Source organism: Streptomyces sp. YIM 121038 (assembly GCF_006088715.1).
Classification (GTDB): Bacteria; Actinomycetota; Actinomycetes; order Streptomycetales; family Streptomycetaceae; genus Streptomyces.
Window position 1 is genome coordinate 381,129 of sequence record NZ_CP030772.1, and the last position, 18,126, is coordinate 399,254.

General features: G+C 67.0%; 10 protein-coding genes and 3 pseudogenes. 5 read left to right on the forward strand and 8 right to left on the reverse strand.

The genetic code is table 11. The features are described 5' to 3' along the window. Nucleotides 1-96: 96 nt before the first annotated feature. Both C9F11_RS44470 and C9F11_RS44475 read right to left on the reverse strand, forming a co-directional pair. Nucleotides 97-1,323, reverse strand: coding sequence for an IS701 family transposase (locus C9F11_RS44470; RefSeq protein ID WP_138968789.1), 1,227 nt, complete (start codon nt 1,321-1,323; stop codon nt 97-99). 339 nt (nt 1,324-1,662) lie between these two features. Beyond that, nucleotides 1,663-2,898 carry an IS701 family transposase gene (locus C9F11_RS44475; protein WP_249402407.1) on the reverse strand — a complete coding sequence of 412 codons (1,236 nt, stop codon included), beginning with the start codon at nt 2,896-2,898 and terminating at the stop codon, nt 1,663-1,665. Between the two features lie 191 nt (nt 2,899-3,089). Between C9F11_RS44475 and C9F11_RS44480 the strand changes: the two are divergent. Beyond that, a pseudogene (locus tag C9F11_RS44480) lies at nt 3,090-4,273 on the forward strand (IS701 family transposase). A 251-nt stretch (nt 4,274-4,524) separates the two neighbouring features. On the opposite strand, the gene C9F11_RS49810 reads toward C9F11_RS44480, so the two are convergent. Next, entirely contained in the window at nt 4,525-4,653 is a 129-nt protein-coding gene (locus tag C9F11_RS49810) for a hypothetical protein (protein ID WP_269078165.1), read from the reverse strand. 320 nt (nt 4,654-4,973) lie between these two features. Continuing rightward, nucleotides 4,974-6,013 (reverse strand): annotated as a pseudogene (locus C9F11_RS44485) (IS701 family transposase); the annotation flags it as partial. A gap of 211 nt (nt 6,014-6,224) precedes the next feature. Here C9F11_RS44485 and C9F11_RS44490 point away from each other — a divergent pair. Further along, a complete protein-coding gene (locus C9F11_RS44490) occupies nt 6,225-7,895 on the forward strand; it encodes an IS1182 family transposase (RefSeq protein WP_138958190.1) in 1,671 nt (556 codons plus the stop codon). A gap of 128 nt (nt 7,896-8,023) precedes the next feature. Here the strand turns inward: C9F11_RS44490 and C9F11_RS44495 are convergent, their stop codons facing one another. After that, nucleotides 8,024-10,024: a hypothetical protein gene (locus tag C9F11_RS44495; RefSeq protein ID WP_138967841.1), complete on the reverse strand. Its 2,001-nt coding sequence runs from the start codon at nt 10,022-10,024 to the stop codon at nt 8,024-8,026. Between the two features lie 303 nt (nt 10,025-10,327). Further along, nucleotides 10,328-10,477 (reverse strand): annotated as a pseudogene (locus tag C9F11_RS44500) (IS701 family transposase); the annotation flags it as partial. Nucleotides 10,478-10,886: 409 nt separating this feature from the next. Between C9F11_RS44500 and C9F11_RS49285 the strand changes: the two are divergent. From C9F11_RS49285 to C9F11_RS49295, 3 genes are all read left to right on the forward strand, one after another. Continuing rightward, nucleotides 10,887-11,441: a transposase gene (locus C9F11_RS49285; protein ID WP_249402332.1), complete on the forward strand. Its 555-nt coding sequence runs from the start codon at nt 10,887-10,889 to the stop codon at nt 11,439-11,441. Between the two features lie 61 nt (nt 11,442-11,502). Beyond that, nucleotides 11,503-12,147, forward strand: a complete 645-nt coding sequence (locus tag C9F11_RS49290) for a hypothetical protein (RefSeq protein ID WP_249402333.1) — start codon at nt 11,503-11,505, stop codon at nt 12,145-12,147. Then, entirely contained in the window at nt 12,080-12,499 is a 420-nt protein-coding gene (locus tag C9F11_RS49295; RefSeq protein ID WP_249402334.1) for a transposase, read from the forward strand. Before C9F11_RS49290 ends, C9F11_RS49295 begins: the two co-directional genes overlap by 68 nt. Nucleotides 12,500-12,583: 84 nt before the next feature. Here C9F11_RS49295 and C9F11_RS44510 read toward each other — a convergent pair whose 3' ends face one another. Then, on the reverse strand, nt 12,584-13,027 hold the full coding sequence (locus C9F11_RS44510; RefSeq protein WP_249402408.1) for a hypothetical protein: 444 nt from the start codon (nt 13,025-13,027) through the stop codon (nt 12,584-12,586). A gap of 259 nt (nt 13,028-13,286) precedes the next feature. Continuing rightward, a complete protein-coding gene (locus tag C9F11_RS44515) occupies nt 13,287-18,068 on the reverse strand; it encodes a type I polyketide synthase (RefSeq protein WP_138968137.1) in 4,782 nt (1,593 codons plus the stop codon). Between the last annotated feature and the right edge of the window lie 58 nt (nt 18,069-18,126).

Genomic DNA, 18,126 nt, shown 5'->3' on the forward strand with positions numbered 1-18,126 from the left:
TGGTCTGGCCGGACCGCCCCTCCAACGTGTGGAGTCGTCGCTGGTAGTGGCAGCGGCGGGAGACGGCCTGGTGTCTGCGGCGCCAGCGAGACCAGTTCAGAGCGTGCGTGCGAAGCGGCCGCCCGGTTTGGCGGTTCGGGCCGAGGCGAAGTGCCAGGAGCCGGCGGACTTCTGCCACGGTGAGCGGAGCCAGGGTGCCGGAAGCGTTTCTGCACCCCCCTTTCCCGCCGCGTCGGCTGCCATGACCGCGAGGTAGGCGTGAGCGAGCATGGCCAGGGTGATGTGCCGGAACCAGCCGACGTAGCGGCGGACCTCGTACTGGTCCAGGCCGCACTCGTTCTTTGCCGCCTGGAAGCACTCCTCGATCTGCCAGCGCATCCCGGCGATCCTCACCAGGTCGGCCACTGTGGTCTCCCGCGGTGCGTAGGCGAGGAAGTAGGCGATCTCCTGGGACTTGCTGATGCTGCGGCGGGCCAGTGCCCAGCGTCGGCGTACGGGGGCCTCGCCCTGGCAGTCGAACTCGGCCACCGTGGGCAGCTCCAGTGCCGCCCAGTGGTAGCGCCTTGGTCCTTTGGCGCCGTCACCGCACGAGATCGTCTCCCACGCCTCGCCGGGGGCCTGGGCAAACAGGTAGTCGATGCGCGGGCCGAAGACCTGCTGGGACTTGGGCACTGCGAGCACGTAGCCGAGGCCGGACTGCTCGATCAGGCGACGAAAGCGTCCCTCCTGCCCGTAGGCGGAGTCCGCAGCCACCCACGCAAGAGGGAGATCCGAGGCCAGAGCACGCAGCACCAGGCGCTTGGCCAGCTCGCCCTTCGTGGCGAAGCCTCGTTCGTCGGGGACCTTCGCCGCCCGGCAGCGTTCCCGGTCCTCCGTCCAGGACTTGGGCAGGTAGAGCTCCTGGTCCACCAGGGCGCGGCCGCGGGTGGTGGCGTAGGCGGCGAAGACGCCGATCTGGCAGTTCTCGGTGCGGCCGGCGGTGCCGGAGTACTGACGCTGCACCCCGGCGGAGGTGGTGCCCTTCTTGACGAAGCCGGTGTCATCGATGACGAGCACCCCGCCGTCTACGCCGAGGTGCTCGGCGACGTATGCCTGAAGGTCGTCGCGGACGTCGTCGGCATCCCAGTTCGCCGCGTTCAGCAGCCGCTGGAAGCCATCAGGGGTGTGGTGCCCGGCGAACTCGGCCAGCTGCCAGCCGTTTTTACGGCTGACGGGAGCGAGAAGCCCCCGCACATAGTCCCGCATCCGACGCCGCAGGTCCGCGCGGCCGAAGCGGTGGCCAATGCGCAAGAAGAGAGTGTCGAGTTCCCGCTCCCAGGTCACGTCCGCATGCTCGTCGATCACCTTGGAAGGCTGTCGGCACCGGAGTCGGCCAGCCAAATCCTGACCCACACGTGGGAGGGGCGGTCCGGCCAGACCACCCCCGACCCACGACCAAACCACTACACTCCCGACGACGCCTTCGACCAGGCCAGATAGCGAACCGCTGCTGGAGTACTAGTACTCCAGTTGCAGTTCGCTATTCCTGCTGTTCAGGAGCCTGTTTCCGAGTGTAGCGAGCTGACGTTCCGTCATGTTGCTGGAGTTCGTGATACCGGGTGCGTCGGTGATAGTGGCAGCGCATGGCGGTGGCCTGGTGTTGGCTGCGCCAGTGGGACCATCTCAGTGCGTGACCGGTGTGGCGAGGGCGGTGGTGGCCGGTGCCGCAAGTTGCCATGATCCTGCGGATTTCTGCCAGGCTGAGCGGGGCGAGGGGTGATCCGTTTCTGCGGCCCCCCTTTCGGTTCTGGCCTGGGCCGTCATGACGGCGAGGAAGGCGTGTGCGAGCATGGCGAGGGTGATGTGCCGGTACCAGCCCACGTAGCGGCGGACTTCGTACTCATCCAGGCCGCACTCGTTCTTCGCGTTCTGGAAGCAGGATTCGATGGACCAGCGGCTGCCGGCCACGGTGACCAGCTGGTCCGCGGTGGTGCCGGTGGGTGCGTGGGCGAGGTAGTAGGCGATCTCGTCGGGCCGGGCGATGCTGCGGCGGGCCATCACCCACCCGCGGTGGGAGGGCTCACCGCCGTCGAAGAACGGGACGGCCGGCAGCTGCGCGGCCGCCCAGTCGTAGACACGCGGGCCCTTGACGCCGTCTCCGCACGAGAGCCGTTCCCAGGCGTCATCGGGTGCGTCGACGACGAGCTGGTCGATGCGCCAGCATCCCGCAAGCGATTTGACCTGCTGCGATTTCGGCACGGCGACGACGTAACCGAGGCCAGCCTCCTCGATCATGCGGCGGAAGTGCCAGTCCTGGCCGTAGAGCGCGTCCGCGGTCACCCATGAGACGGGCAGTGGTGAGGACAGCGCCCTGGTGACCAGGGTTCGGGCCAGCTCGGTCTTGGTGGCGAAGCCGCGGTCGTCGGGCACCTTTGCCGCCCGGCACCGTTCGCGGTCGGATGTCCAGGACTTGGGCAGGTAGAGCTCCCGGTCCACCAGGGTGCGTCCCCGGGACGAGGTATAGGCGGCGAACACGGCGACTTGGCAGTTCTCGGTACGTCCTGCCGTGCCCGAGTACTGCCGTTGCACCCCGGCTGAGGTGTCGCCCTTCTTGAGGAAGCCCGTCTCGTCGCTCACGAGTACGCCGCCGTCCTCGCCGAGCCGTTCGGCGACGTATGCCTGCACGTCGTCGCGGATCTCATCCGCGTCCCACCGGGCCCGGTTCAGGAGGTTCTGGAGCCCATGTGGTGTGTTGTGACCTGCATGTTCTGCGAGTTGCCAGCTGTTCTTCCGGCCCACCGACCCCAGCAGCCCGTGCACATACGCGCGCATCCGCCGCCGCAGGTCGGCCCGGCCGAACCGGTGACCGACCCGCAGCAGCATCTCCTCCAGCTCCCTCGCCCAGACATCAGGCCGCACATCGTCTTGCATGATCAGCACAACAGCAATCACGCGCTGCCAGTCACGAACTCCAGCAACATGACGGAACGTCAGCTCGCTACACTCGGAAACAGGCTCCTGAACAGCAGGAATAGCGAACTGCAACTGGAGTACTAGTACTGCAACGGTGCTTGCTGTGATTGGTGGCCAGTTCGGTCGTTGGCGTGGTTATGGGTGGAGACCTTGCTGATGTCAGGTTGTGGGCGGGTGAGCTCGAGGTGGTGCATGAGCGGTTCGTGCATCGGTTCAGCCGGGAGGAGCCGTGTCAGTCGGCGCTGGCGTATATGCGGGGGCTGGTTGCTCCGCTGGAGCGTAAGAACGGCTGGACACTGGCGGAGGAGGCCGGGCATAGCGGTCCCGATCGCATCCACCGGCTGCTGAACTGCATCGAGTGGGATGCCGACGAGGTCCGTGACTACGTCCGTGACTACGTCGTCGAGCACCTCGGAGACGAAGGCGCCATTCTGATCGTTGATGACACCGGCTTCCTCAAGAAGGGCATCCGCTCGGCCGGGGTCCAGCGGCAGTACTCCGGCACCGCGGGACGCACCGAGAACTCCCAGATCGGCGTGTTTCTCGCCTACGCCACCGGCCAAGGACGCACGCTCATCGACCGGCGGTTGTATCTGCCCACCTCCTGGACGGACGACCGCGAACGCTGCCGCCGGGCCGGCATCGACGACGACGTCGCCTTTGAGACGAAGGTGGCCATGGCCAAGGCAATGGTCCGCCGCGCGATTGCGGACCGGGTTCCGTTTCGGTGGGTGACCGCGGATGCCGCCTACGGCTTTTCCAAGGGCTGGCGTTTTGAGCTGGAGCAGGCCGATGTCTTCCACGTCATGGCCACCACCCGGCACGACACCGTCGTCACCCGCTGGGCGATCGACCACCCCGTCCACGAGCTGTTCACCAGGCTCCCCCGCCAGAAGTGAAAGCGCCGGTCCTGCGGCAGCGGGGCTCACGGCCTACGGATCTACAACTGGGCACGCGTCGAGGTCAGGCCCTGGCACCGGCCCGACCGCCGCCACTGGGTCCTCGCGCGCCGCAGCGTCAGCCGGCCTGGAGAGGTCTCCTACTACATCGCCTACTGCCCCGCCCGGACCACCCTCGACGACCTGATCCGCATCGCGGGCAGCAGATGGGCGATCGAGGAATGCTTCCAGAGCGCGAAGCAGGAGTGCGGCTGGACGACTACCAGGTCCGCCGCTACCCCGGCTGGCACCGCCACATGACCCTGGCCATGGCCGCCCACGCCACCTTGACCATCCTGCGGGCCCGCGAACTCGACACGGACAAAGCAGAAACGGATCCTCCGACCTCATCCACCTCAGCCTCGCCGAGATCAGACGCCTGACCTACCGCCTCACCCAACGCCGGCCCGTATCCGTCGAGTGCATCCTGCACTGGTCCCGCTGGCGCCGGAAAAGGCAGTACCAAGCCCGCCGCAGCCACTACAAACGACGCGGCCACACACCACCAGAAACTGCCCACCCGTCACAGCAAGCACCGTTGCAGTATTTCGCCCCGACCATCAGACAACCTCGCGCCCGGTTCTCCGCCAGCGGCACCCCCTTCTTCTGGCCATCCAGCGAGACCAGGCCAGGCTCAGACCGCCATGGTGAACAGCAACGCGGCCAGGATGGCTGCAGCGGCCAGAGCCAGCATCAGCTCCCGGATCCGCCCCCACCAGAACTGGCGCCCGCGCTCACACGGCAGGACCACACCACGCTCCACACACACCTCACACGCACACCTCACAGGACACTCAACCCCGTACTCCCAGAAAAGCAACGGAATCGCACCCACACCGGGCAGCACAGCACGGATTCAACCAGCGCCAGCCCACTTCACCCCGATGGAGCGTGAGGTCGCGTCCTCGGAGCGGTGTAAGTACTGCAACGGTGCTTGCTGTGACGGGTGGGCAGTTTCTGGTGGTGTGTGGCCGCGTCGTTTGTAGTGGCTGCGGCGGGCTTGGTACTGCCTTTTCCGGCGCCAGCGGGACCAGTGCAGGATGCACTCGACGGATACGGGCCGGCGTTGGGTGAGGCGGTAGGTCAGGCGTCTGATCTCGGCGAGGCTGAGGTGGATGAGGTCGGAGGATCCGTTTCTGCTTTGTCCGTGTCGAGTTCGCGGGCCCGCAGGATGGTCAAGGTGGCGTGGGCGGCCATGGCCAGGGTCATGTGGCGGTGCCAGCCGGGGTAGCGGCGGACCTGGTAGTCGTCCAGCCGCACTCCTGCTTCGCGCTCTGGAAGCATTCCTCGATCGCCCATCTGCTGCCCGCGATGCGGATCAGGTCGTCGAGGGTGGTCCGGGCGGGGCAGTAGGCGATGTAGTAGGAGACCTCTCCAGGCCGGCTGACGCTGCGGCGCGCGAGGACCCAGTGGCGGCGGTCGGGCCGGTGCCAGGGCCTGACCTCGACGCGTGCCCAGTTGTAGATCCGTAGGCCGTGAGCCCCGCTGCCGCAGGACCGGCGCTTTCACTTCTGGCGGGGGAGCCTGGTGAACAGCTCGTGGACGGGGTGGTCGATCGCCCAGCGGGTGACGACGGTGTCGTGCCGGGTGGTGGCCATGACGTGGAAGACATCGGCCTGCTCCAGCTCAAAACGCCAGCCCTTGGAAAAGCCGTAGGCGGCATCCGCGGTCACCCACCGAAACGGAACCCGGTCCGCAATCGCGCGGCGGACCATTGCCTTGGCCATGGCCACCTTCGTCTCAAAGGCGACGTCGTCGTCGATGCCGGCCCGGCGGCAGCGTTCGCGGTCGTCCGTCCAGGAGGTGGGCAGATACAACCGCCGGTCGATGAGCGTGCGTCCTTGGCCGGTGGCGTAGGCGAGAAACACGCCGATCTGGGAGTTCTCGGTGCGTCCCGCGGTGCCGGAGTACTGCCGCTGGACCCCGGCCGAGCGGATGCCCTTCTTGAGGAAGCCGGTGTCATCAACGATCAGAATGGCGCCTTCGTCTCCGAGGTGCTCGACGACGTAGTCACGGACGTAGTCACGGACCTCGTCGGCATCCCACTCGATGCAGTTCAGCAGCCGGTGGATGCGATCGGGACCGCTATGCCCGGCCTCCTCCGCCAGTGTCCAGCCGTTCTGATGAGGCTCCCTGAATTCGGTCGGAGGTGCTCGCCTGGACCCCGCTTGATCCAGTTCTCAAACGAGTGGGGAGGGTGGGGAGTAAGAGCACGTGTGAGGGGCCGCACCCCGCGCGGGATGCCGTTGGCGAATTCGGGGCTCTGCGTGACGTCGGCCTTCAAGACCTGGTTGTGGTCTTGAAGGCCGACGTTGTCGTATGGGGTGGGTGTCGATGTCGATGCGTCCGATCGGAGATGGGGAGATCCCCGCGGAGACGGTGCGGGTGGCCCAGGCGGCGTTCCCGAAGGGCAGTCTGGCGATCCGGTTGCGGGATGAGCTGGGGGTGCTGTTCCGGGACGAGCAGTTCGCGGATCTGTTCCCGTCCCGGGGCAAGCCGGCCTGGTCCCCGGGCCGGCTCGCGCTGGTGTCGGTACTCCAGTTCGCCGAGGGGCTGCCCGATCGGCAGGCGGCCCTGGCGGTGCGGGCCCGGATCGACTGGAAATACGCCCTGGGCCTGGAGCTTACCGACCCGGGCTTCGACTACTCCGTACTCAGCGAGTTCCGCACCCGGCTGGTCGAGGCGGAAGCGGGGCAGCAGGTCTTCGACCACGTCCTGGAGTCCGCCCGGAAGGCGGGAATGCTGAAGGCGCCAGGCAGGGCCCGCACCGACTCCACCCACGTACTGGCCGCGATCCGGTCGCTGAACCGGCTGGAGTTCGTCATCGAGACCCTGCGCGCTGCGCTCAACGCACTCGCCGCTGCGGCCCCCAACTGGCTGTCCGCCCACGCTGATCCGGCCTGGTTCGACCGGTATGCCACCCGGCCGGAGGACTACTGGCTGCCCTCCGGCAAGGCCAAGCGGACCGAGTTGGCCGAGCAGACCGGCCGGGACGGCATGCGCCTGCTGGCCGACGTGCACGCCGCCGGGGCGCCCGTGTGGCTGCGCGAGCTGCCCGCCGTCCAGATCCTGCGCCGGGCCTGGGTTCAGCAGTACGTGTTCGATACGGAGGGCGAGGTGCGATGGCGGGACCCAAAAGAGTGCCCGCCGGGTGCTCTTCGCCTGGTCAGCCCCTATGACACCGACGCTCGCGCGAGTGTGAAGCGGGATATCAAGTGGGACGGTTTCAAGGTCCATTTGACCGAGACCTGCGATGCGGACACGTCTCACCTGATCACGAACGTGCTGACGCAGGACGCTACCGTCCAGGACAGCACGGCCACCAACCTGGTCCACGACGCCCTCGCCGCCAGGGACCTTCTGCCCGGCGAGCATCTACTGGACGCTGGCTACATCGACGGACCCCGCATCGTCACCGCCGATCGTCAGTACGGCATCACCCTGACCGGCCCCATCCGCGGCAACACCACTGCCCAGGCCAGCGGCCCCTACAGCCAGAGCGCCTTCGCCATCGACTGGCAGAGCCAGACCGTGACCTGCCCGAACGGCAAGAACGCCACCCAATGGCGGGACAAGATCTCCGATCGTGGCGCCCCCATCATCATCGTCCGGTTCTCACCCGCTGACTGCCGCACTTGCCCCGCGCGCCCCGAGTGCGTGAGCTCACCCCGAGCCGCGAGAAGGGAAATCACCCTGCGGCCCCGGGCCGAACACGAGGCGATCCAACAGGCCCGTGCAGCCCAGGGCACTCCCGAGTGGCGGGAACGCTACGCGGCCCGCAACGGCATCGAGGGCACCCTCTCCCACGCTGTTCACACCGCCGGTCTGCGCCGGTGCCGCTACCGCGGACTCGCCAGAACCCGCCTCCAGCACCAGCTCACCGCAACCGCGATCAACCTTGCCCGCCTCGACGCCCACCTCACCGGAACACCCCTGGCCCGGACCCGCACCAGCCACTTCGCACGACTTCGCCCCGCCGACCAAACGATCGACGGGGCGAAGTAGCAGGACCCCGAATTCGCCAACGGCATCCCGGTAGGTCGGCGGCCCCTGGAGATCTGTACCGGTCAGATGGTGTCCGCGTTCGGCAATCTGGTGGGCACTCAACTCCCGTGCCAGGCAGCGCGGGTGGGCTAGAGCAGGGCTCGGTAGACGATGTTCAGGTCGTTGCCGGAGGTGGCCATGGCGGGGTTGGATAGGCTCTTTCCGGCTGCGGTCACCCGCACGAAGGTGTTCCAGCCGTTGTCCGTGGTGTGGCAGAGGTGGATGTGGTCGTCTCCGCCGCGCACCGCGCAGTGCAGGGCGGTACCGCGGACGGAGAGGGCGGGCGCGTTGGGCGTCGATCCCGACAGCAGGGTGGGGGCGGGCCATCGGTTGTCGGCGTTGAACCGGTCGTCGCGTGCCGTGACGCAGATCTTGTCGTCGGTGTTGCGGTAGGCCAGGTGGAGTTTGCCGTTGAAGACGGCCAGGGCCGGGGCGCTGGTGGACTGGTGGGCGGGCCATTCGGCTGCCGTCTGCCAGCTGCCGCCGGTGCCCATGCTGCCGACCATGAGGCTGCGGTAGTTCTTGCCGTGGAATGTGGCGAGCCACAGCCGGTTGTTGTGGACGGCCAGGGCTGGGCCGGTCTGGCACCAGCCGATGAAGGAGGTCAAGGCGGTCCAGCTGTCGCCCCGGACGGAGGACAGGACCCATGCCCTGTTGTTGGTTGTGTCGCCGGCGGAGCGTTTGACGGCCAGATAGAGCTGGCCGTTGAAGGAGGCCAGAGCCGGGGGGTACAGGGTGCTGACGCCGGGAACCTGGCCGAAGCCGCTCCACCGTCCGTCGGTCTCTCGCCGACTGACGAAGACCTGGTTGCCCATGCCGCGGACCGCGCAGTACAGGTTGCCGTTGTGCATGGCCAGCGCGGGGGCGTCGGGTGTCTTTGCACCAGGCCATGGAATCGACGGGGCGCCCCAGCCGGCACTGTGGGTGAGGAGAGTGACATTGTTGCTGCTGGGCTGGTAGTACCTGCCGCGGATATCGAGGGAGAATTCCCCCTCTTTCGCGGTCGGGCCGATGAACCACCAAGTGGTGTCGGGGTTTGGCCATATCGGGTCGGCCAGGGCGTTCATGGCTGCGCGGTCGAAGGCGATGGTGCGGTGGCTGAGCAGGTCGTCTGCGAGCCAGCCGATGATCTCCCCGATCAGGTGGCCGATCGTGCCGAGCATCGCGATGAAGTCGGCCACCAGCTCCCACGCTGTGCCCCCCGGCAGGACACCCATGATCTCGGCAGTGTCCTGGAGCCCGGTAGCGATCTCCCGGATCGTCCTCGCCAGCGCGGGGTCGACCTTCTCGTCCGCCTCCCAGCACTCGATGTGGACGAGGAGGACCTTGCTGACCTGCCCACGGAACAGGACGGTGTTCGCGTCCATGTTGTGGGTCTCGCCATGGTCCACATCACCGTAGGTGCGGGTGATGCTTTCCTGCTTGACACCCTCGTCGGCACCGGCGGCCAGGGCCCAGTAGATCTCGTTCGATCCGCTGAGCTCATGGGATTCGGTACGGCAGTAGAACCGGGGCAGTGTCATGTCGACCTGCAGCGGCGGCTTGTCCTGCGCGACCGACTGGTGCCCGGCGGCGGTCACCAGCGTTGCGCCGTACCCGTAGGCGGCCATCCCCTGCTGGAACTCCTCGGAGTCCGGCGCGGCAGGGGCGCTGTCCTCTCCAACAGGAGGGAGGGAGTCGAGGTCGACCATGTTCACGTTCGCCTGCGCCGCGATCTCCTCGCGTACCGCGGGCAGATCCCGGATGAGGTCCTCGATGGAGTACCCCTCGGAGACCGGGCGTGCCGCGAGAGTGTCCGGGAGCAGCCGGGAACGGGTGGCGGCCTCCTCCTGGTACACCCGGCCGAAGTCGCACACCTCTTCCTCCGACAACAGCTGCGCCACCGGCCGTATCAGCCGGGCTTCGAGGTCGGTGGGTTCCAGGCCGGACTGGAGGCGGGCGGCGCCGTGCAGCATCACCCCGTACAGCAGGCGCGCGCCCCTCGAAACTTCCGTACGCCCCTCAAAGGCAGCGGCAGGCGCACCGCTCTGCAGCCGCTCACGCAGCCGCTTCAGACGCTCGTCCCGGGAAACCGACAGCTCAGGCGACATAGACGATCCCATCGAGTGGAAAGGGGACTCGGGGTCAGCGCGGACTGACCTTCCCACGGACATCACCGTCTGAGACAGGCTGTTTACGGTCAGTGCCACCTCTCGCTTTGGCGTGAACACCCGAGCCGCCATACAGGCCCGCAAGCGCACACAGGCTGTCCACAGTGCGCCAGCCTCACGACGACACGCCGGACAAGATCCCGCGAAGAGACCGAACACCGTCACCCGAAAAGCGGGGAGATCCACAGAGCAGGTATCACCAAATCACCGAGCACCTGCGGCCAAAATCGAAGAGCGCCATCAGTTCTTACGCTCCAGCGGAGCAACCAGCCCCCGCATATACGCCAGCGCCGACTGACACGGCTCCTCCCGGCTGAACCGATGCACGAACCGCTCATGCACCACCTCGAGCTCACCCGCCCACAACCTGACATCAGCAAGGTCTCCACCCATAACCACGCCAACGACCGAACTGGCCACCAATCACAGCAAGCACCGTTGCAGTACCAAAGCCAGGGTGACTGGAGTCGGAGTTGTCGAAGTTGTTGTAGAAATCGCCGTGGCCTCCCGGGTTGCCGGCTTGGGCGCTGTTGAAATAGCTGTGCCAGCAGCTTCCTTGCTTGTAGGTGACGCTGGACGAGCCGACGGGCCCGCCAGCACCCGGAATATCAGTGAGCGACTCTGTCGGGGATCTTGAGGTTCGTCGGCGCGATCGCGTGATCACGAGGCATGCTCGGGACGGTTTTGTAGGTTGCTGCCGTTGTTGAGGTGCCCGATGTCCGTCCGTCCCCGTGCCTGTGTGCAGGTCCCGCCCCTGACCGCGCAGGTCGCGCGGGCGAGCACCCCCCGTGGGGCGACGGCCATGTGGGTATACGACCGGCTGGACGGACTATGGCATGACGAGGACTTCACGGCGTGGTACCCACGCGACGGGCGGCCCGGGCTATCGCCGGCCCAGTTCGCCACCGTCTCCGTCCTCCAGTTCCTGCTCAACCTGTCGGACCGTCAGGCAGCGGAGGCGGTCCGCTGCCGCATTGACTTCAAATATGCCCTCGCGCTGGAGCTGGACGACCCCGGCTTCCACCACAGTGTGCTGTCCGACTTCCGTGACCGGCTTGCCCAGGAAGATCGTGCCGACCGTCTGTTTGATCTCGCACTGCAGCGGCTGACAGCAGCAGGATTGGTCCAGCAGCGTGGGCGCCAGCGCACCGACTCCACGCACATTCTTGCTGCTGCGCGGGAACTGACCCGCCTGGAACTGGTCCTGGAGGCGGTACGCGCCGCCCTGGAAGAGATCGCACGCACCGCCCCGGAAGTACTCGATCGCCTGGTCACGGCTGAATGGGGCGAACGCTATGGGCGTCAGGTGCGTATGTGCAGCCAGCCCAGTCACCCGGCTCACTCAGGCCGGTACTGATGCCCGCGACCTGCTGACCGCCGTCCATGCACACGCCTCGTGGTGCGAGAGGGGACGGCAGGTGACGGTACTGAGCCGGATCCTGCTGCAGCAGTTCTACGTCGATGCCCGCGACCGGCTGCGTCCCCGCGATGAGAAAGCCGGCCTGCCGCCGGCAGGTCTTCGGATCGAATCTCCGTACGACACCGCGGCTCACCACGTCAGCCGGAACGACAAGAAGTGGACCGGCTACCACGCCCATGTCACCGAGACCTGCGACGACGGGAGGGTGAACGTGATCACGGACGTGGTCTCGGCCGCAGACATCAAGGCCCTGCCCAGCATCCACCAGCGGCTGAGCAGGCGGCGTCTGCTGCCCGAAGAACACCTGGTGGACAGCGGATACACCTCAGCCGCGGCCATCGACACCGCAGCCCGCGAGCACGGCGTCGAGCTGGTCGGTCCCCTCCCCGCCAGGGGACGAAGCTGGCAGCGCAAGCAGCAGACCGGCTTCGCCCGCGAGGACTTCGTCATCGACTTCGATCGGCGCACCGTCACTCGCCCCCAAGGCAAGGTCACCGGCCGCTGGGCCCAGGCCCCGGCCATGGCCCCCCTACACCGCGGCCCGTTTCCACCAGACCCATTGCACTCCATGCCCAGTGCGTTCCTCCTGCACCAGCGGAACCTCGCCCCGGACCGTCAACTTCCTCCCGCGGCATCTGCATGAGCTCCAACCCAAGAATCGCTCTGACCAGCAGGATCCCGCATGGCGGCGACTCTACGGCTGCCGGTCCGGGATCGAGGGCACCGTGAACGAGATCGTCAACGGCCATCGGATGCGCCGCTGCCGCTGCCGCTGCCACGGACTGGCCAAGACCCACGTTCAGCACATCCTGACCGCGATCGCCATCAACGCCGAACGTCTCAGCGAACAGAGCGCAGAGCCCTCCCCTACCGTCCCCGCCCCCCGACCACGTTCCAGCGCTACCTCGAAGAGCGAGGACTGCCCCGACCGCTGTGGTGGCGCCAAGGCAAATGATCAGGACTGCCAAGATCCCCGACAGAGTCGCTCAGTATGACCCGGAGCTCGATGTCGACTTCACGCTACTCCGCGAACAGGGCATCGCCGTCGACAACCTGCGAGAAGCGACTTGAAGCTGAAATCAACCAGCAGTAACGGGCTTGGGCATGGGAATGCATTGAAAGTTCGCTTTCCCGGAATACTTCCTATTCTGATCTGTGGGCGGCTGTGTTCCAGGAGGGCCTACGGCGCCCACGTCAACATTGAACTCAAAATCTAATGGCGATCCGTCGTTGACGACGATAAACTCACCCTTCGTCTTGGTCTTCTTGGTGGTGTGCCCCCCTGCCAGCTTGAACTTAACCTTCCCCGATCCCGGCTTCTGGGTATAAGGCCCCGCAGTGTAGGTGGCTGGCACTTCTAGATCTTCGACGTCCTTAGGTAGGCAAACCGATTTGCCGCAAGCAGTAAATCCTCCAGAGCCGTTTAGATTCCCGATCACGGGCCCCGTGAAAACTGCGGGGATTGGCAAGGTGGGGGGCAAGGCGACGATCTTATCGCCCGTGCGCACTACAGGATTTCCCATACTGTCCACGCAATCATGATCGATAAAAATTGACGCACTCTGTGTCGCCATCTCGGCGAGCTGCAACTGTCGAGGGCGGTCCGATCGAATCGCCAGTCAAACCTCCTGGTCGACCGTCAAGCCTGACCCTAGGTAGGGCTTAGTCCCAATATCACCTTAGAGCGACAAGCCTAAATTGTCTCACCTGAGCAGCTAAATGGGTGAAGATAGCCTGAGCGTTCGACTGGATACGGGAAGACCGCCCACCGGGGGTCGGCGGTTACGGGAGGTGTTCCAGCCATTCGTTGATCACGGTGGCGGTCGCTGGGGCGTCTTCGCGCAGAAGCGAGAAGTGGTCGGCGGCGGTCTCCCGGACGGTGTCGGCCGTCGGCCACGGGGGAAGTGGCGCATCGGTGTCGGGGAGTGGCGTGGTGGCCTTCACTAGAAGGGTGGTCAGCGGCAGTGGTGGGGGGTTCCAGCCGTCGAAGAGGGCGAGGTACGCCCCGGAAGTCGTGAGGCCGTAATCGTCGTTCGCGGCATCGTCCGGCTGTGCCATCAGGTGGCGCAGTACTGCGGTGGTCTGCTCGGGGGAGGGTGTTCCCGGGGCTGGTGTGTCCAGGAGGATGAGCCCCGCGGGCGGGGTGCCTTGCGCGCACAGAGCCGAGACGATGGTGTAGGCAGCCCAGCCGCCGGAGGAGTGTCCGAGTAGTACGGTCTGTCCGGCGCACGCGGTCAGGTTCTGGGCTTGGGTTTGGGCGAAGGTAGTCAGGGTGTCGGGCAGCTGGCTGCCGGGCCGGTGGCCGGGGAGGGGGAGCAGGTGCACGTCGCGTACGTTGTGAAAGGCGGCAGCGAGGCGGGCGTACTGGAACGGGCCCGCACCGCCGAGAAGAGAAGGCAGGCAGATGAGGGTGGGCCGGGCCGGGCCCTGTGCCAGACGTGGGAGCATGGTGGCGCTCTCGGATGGTGGTGCGGTGAAGACCGGTAGCAACCGTCCAGCCCGGGTGAGTAGTTTGAGAGCCGCTTCCGGCTCGGCACGGTCCAGGGCGTTGCGTACGTGCGCGGCGAGCTTGCCCGTACGACGATCGGCGGCGCCCCGGTGCGGCGCATCGAGGGCGTTGTCTGCGGTGACGGTGCCGTCACTTGGCTTGGCCATTTCGGCAGGGGTCGTGTCCGGTGTCAGGACAAGCCGCTGACCGAGATATGCGGCGAGGGCGTGAGCAGTTGGGTGGTCGACGAGAACAGATGCGGGCACGTCCAGTCCGGTGCACCGGATGAGCCGCTGACGGAGCCGGGTGGCCGTCAAGGAGTCGAAGCCCAGTTCTGTCAGCGAGGTGTAGAGGGGGATGTCCTGTGTGCTGCTGTGGCCGATGAGCGTCGCCATGTGAGTGCGTACCGTGTGCAGAATCAGGGAGGGGCGCTCCGCAGCTGTCCGCGGCGCGAGCTGGGCGACCAGTTCCGCTGCCTCCTCCGACAGTGGCTGGGGCGGTGGCCCGGCGCTGACGGGCCGTAGGTTCCGGGCGCCGTTCACGGGCGGGGCAGGCCAGAAGCGTCGGCGTTGGAACGGGTAGGTCGGCAGCGGAACGCGGTACCGAACTCCGGAGGGCAGACGAGCGGCCAGCCGGGACCAGGAGAGAGGAAAGCCATAGACGTATGCCTCGCCAAGCTGAGTGAGGAAGTCGGCCCAGGTGCCCCGGTCGTGGTGCAGGGAACCGACACACACCGTCGGCACGGAGGCTCCGGCACAGATTTCGTGGAGTGCGGGGAGGAGGAGTGGGCGGGGGCTGACTTCGATGAAAGTGGTGTGTCCGGTGGTGAGAAGACTTTGGACGGTGTCGTGGAAGTGGACAGGGTGGCGGATGTTCTGCCACCAGTAGGCGGCGTCCATTTGTTCTCCCGGCAGTGGCGTGTCGTGTGGGTGGCCGCCGACGGTTGAGTACAGGGCGTATTGCGTGGGGCGCGGTGTCACCTCGGCCAGTTCGGTGAGGATCCGCCCGCGCAGTCGGTCCATCGTGGGGTTGTGGGAGGGGAAGGTGATGTCCAGTACCCGTGCCGGAATGCCGCGTGCCGCGCATTGGGCGACGATGTCTTCCAGTGATTGTCGGGGGCCGGAGACTACGGTTGAGGAGGGGCTGTTGACGGCTGCGATGGCCACCTGTCTGTTGTAGGGAGCAAGCAGCTCTGTCGCCTCGGTCTCGCTCAGAGCCAGTGAGGCCATGTCGCCCTGACCGGAAAGTGTGGCGGCGGCGCGTGAGCGCAGGGCGATAACGCGGGCCGCTTCGGTCAGTGAGAGTGCTCCGGCGACGCATGCGGCGGCGATCTCTCCCTGGGAGTGGCCGACCACGGCGTCGGGGACGATGCCGTAGGACTCCCACAGCCGGGCCAGGGACACCATCATGGCCCACAACACTGGCTGGACTACGCTCAGTTCATCCACGGTGGGTGCGCCGTCGGTGCCGCGCAGCACGGCAAGCAGGTCCCAGTCCACCCACGGGGCCAGGGCCTTGGCGCAAGTGTCCAGCTGTTGCCGGAAGGCCGGTTCGGCCTCGTAGAGCTGGATGCCCATGCCCGGCCATGGCGAGCCCTGACCGGGAAACACCCACACCACACCTCCACCAGGAGCTGTTCCGGTAGAGAGGCCCGGAGCAGGGCTGCCTTTGGACAAGGCGGTGAGCTGTGTGAGGAGTCCCTCGCGGGTACGGGCGGTAAAGGCGGCGCGGTGACGCAGGTGAGCGCGGGTCGTGGCGAGGGCGTGGGCGAGATCGACCGGGCGGACTTCGGGGCGCTCGGTGACCAGCTGACGTAACAGGTCTCCCTGCCGACGCAGTGCGTCCGGGGTCTTGGCGGAGACAGGGAACAGCAAGGGTTCGGCGTGCTCATCTGCCCGCTCGGGAGCGGCGTCTTGCGGTGCTTCCTCCAGCACGAGATGCACGTTGGTACCGGAAATGCCGAAGGAGGACACCGCGGCTCGCCGGGTGCGGTTCGAGGCGGTCGGCCAGGGGACCGGTTCTCGTAGCAGGTGGATGCCGCTATTGTCCCAGTCGATGTGCGGGCTCGGTTCGTCGGCGTGCAGAGTGCGGGGCAAGTGTTCGTGGCGGAGGGCGAGGACGAGCTTGATAAGTCCGGCGATTCCTGCCGCCGCCACGGTGTGGCCGAGGTTGGACTTGATGGAGCCCAGGTACAACGGCCGCCCTGCAAGGCGCTGTTCGCCGTAGGTGGCAATCAGGGCTTGGACCTCGATGGGGTCGCCGAGTGCGGTACCGGTGCCGTGCGCCTCCACCGCGTCGATGTCCTCGGGCTTCAGCCCAGCGTTGTTCAGGGCGGCGCGGATGACGCGTTGCTGTGAGGGGCCGTTAGGGGCGGTGAGGCCGTTGGAGGCGCCGTCCTGGTTGATGGCGGAGCCGCGGACAACCGCGAGTACGGGGTGGTCGTGGCGGCGAGCGTCGCTCAGTCGTTCCAGCAGGACGAGGCCCACCCCCTCGGACAGCCCCATGCCGTCGGCAGTGGCGCCGAACGCTTTGCAGCGGCCGTCGGGAGCGAGGGCGTTGAGCGTGGCGAGCCCGAGCAGGATCTCGGGGGTGGAGTGCACGGAGGCGCCGCCGGCCAGGGCAAGGTGGCAGTCCCCGGCGCGCAGTGCCTGACAGGCTAGGTGGATCGCGGCTAGTGAGGAGGAGCATGCGGTGTCCACGGTGATCGCGGGACCGGTCAGGCCGAAGGTGTAGGCGATCCGGCCGGAGGCGACACTGGCGGTGGTGCCGGTCAGGCCATAGCTCTCGTCAGGGCGTCCGTTGGGTTGCGCTAGCGCCGGACTTCCGTAGGCGGTGCAGACGATACCGGTGTACACACCGGTGGCGGTGGATCTCAATTGGGTCGGGTCGATGCCGGCGCGCTCCAGTGTCTCCCAGGCTGTCTCCAGCAGCAGACGCTGCTGCGGGTCCATGGCTAGTGCTTCCCGAGGGGAGAGGTCGAAGAACGCGGCGTCGAAGTCGGCGGCATCCGCGAGGCCAGCCCCTGAAGGCATAGGCGGGACTATGGAATGCCGGGTTCGCAGCTCTTGCCAGGGAGAAAGGTCCCAGCCACGGTCCTGGGGCAGGCTGGAGACGGCGTCGCGGCCTTCGTCCAGCAACTGCCACAGTTCATCCGGAGTGTTTACTCGCTCTGGGAAGCGGCAGCCCATAGCCACGACGGCTATGGGCTCCTGGGGCATGGCAGCGAGTTGTTGGGCTTCCTGTTTGAGATGGGCGTCGTCGCGCAGAGCTGCGCGGAGCGCGGTGGTCAACCGGTCGTTGCCGTGTGGCATCGGGCCTCCTCGTGTAGGCGCGTGGTGGGGGCTTTGAGGATGTGGATGATGGGCTGGCGTGCTGTCGTCGTGGATGAGCCAGAAGGCGTGGACCATCTCAAGAGCTGCCGCCGTGTGGATGACGGCCGTGTCGTTGCACTGTCCGCTGGCGTCATGCCAGCCGAGCACATAGAGCAGTGGGCGCAGCCGATTGCCGTCGGTGGTCAGGAGGTCCCGCAACGCGGCGGGAACAACCACGGGCAGGCATTGGTTGGCACTGCGCGCCTTGGCCTCGAGGAGGAAGCCGTGCAGCGTCCTGTCGACCCGGGACGGCGGTGGTACCACGCGCACCACCGGTGGCCACGACGACAGCTTCCGCGCACCTCCAAGGCAGGAGGCGCCGTGCTGGGTGGTCGGCAGCGGTGCGGGGCACACCTGCGCCACGTACCGCAGGCCCTGGCGGTACTGGACGACGGTGTGGTCCCGGCGCGCGGCCATCTCCGTACCGAGCTGACCGAGGCAGGTGTCCAGGTCGGCGTCGGTGACCACGGCACGGTCAGCACTGGGATGTTCGTGCGCCAGGGTACGGAAGAAGCCGGTGATCAGGGTCAGGGACGGATGCGTGGCGTGGCCGCGCAGCGGGTACAGGAGCAACGCTGCCGCCGAGCCGCCCGTGTTCGGGGCGAGGGTTTTCACGGCGTGCAGTGCGCCCTCCTGCAGGCGCAGCAGCGCATCGGGGGGCGGAGCAGGCCAGAGGGACTCCGGTCCGCGGGCTGATGCGATCACCAGCAGATCGCGGCACTCGCCCTTGGGACGCCGAGCGGCCCCGGCCACTGCGGTGGCC

Excerpts from the sequence above, each read along its gene's own strand:
- C9F11_RS44490 (WP_138958190.1), top strand. The coding sequence starts at position 6,225 with ATGTCGATGCGTCCGATCGGAGATGGGGAGATCCCCGCGGAGACGGTG.
- C9F11_RS44495 (WP_138967841.1), bottom strand. The coding sequence starts at position 10,024 with ATGTCGCCTGAGCTGTCGGTTTCCCGGGACGAGCGTCTGAAGCGGCTG.
- C9F11_RS49285 (WP_249402332.1), top strand. The coding sequence starts at position 10,887 with ATGTGGGTATACGACCGGCTGGACGGACTATGGCATGACGAGGACTTC.
- C9F11_RS44510 (WP_249402408.1), bottom strand. The coding sequence starts at position 13,027 with ATGGGAAATCCTGTAGTGCGCACGGGCGATAAGATCGTCGCCTTGCCC.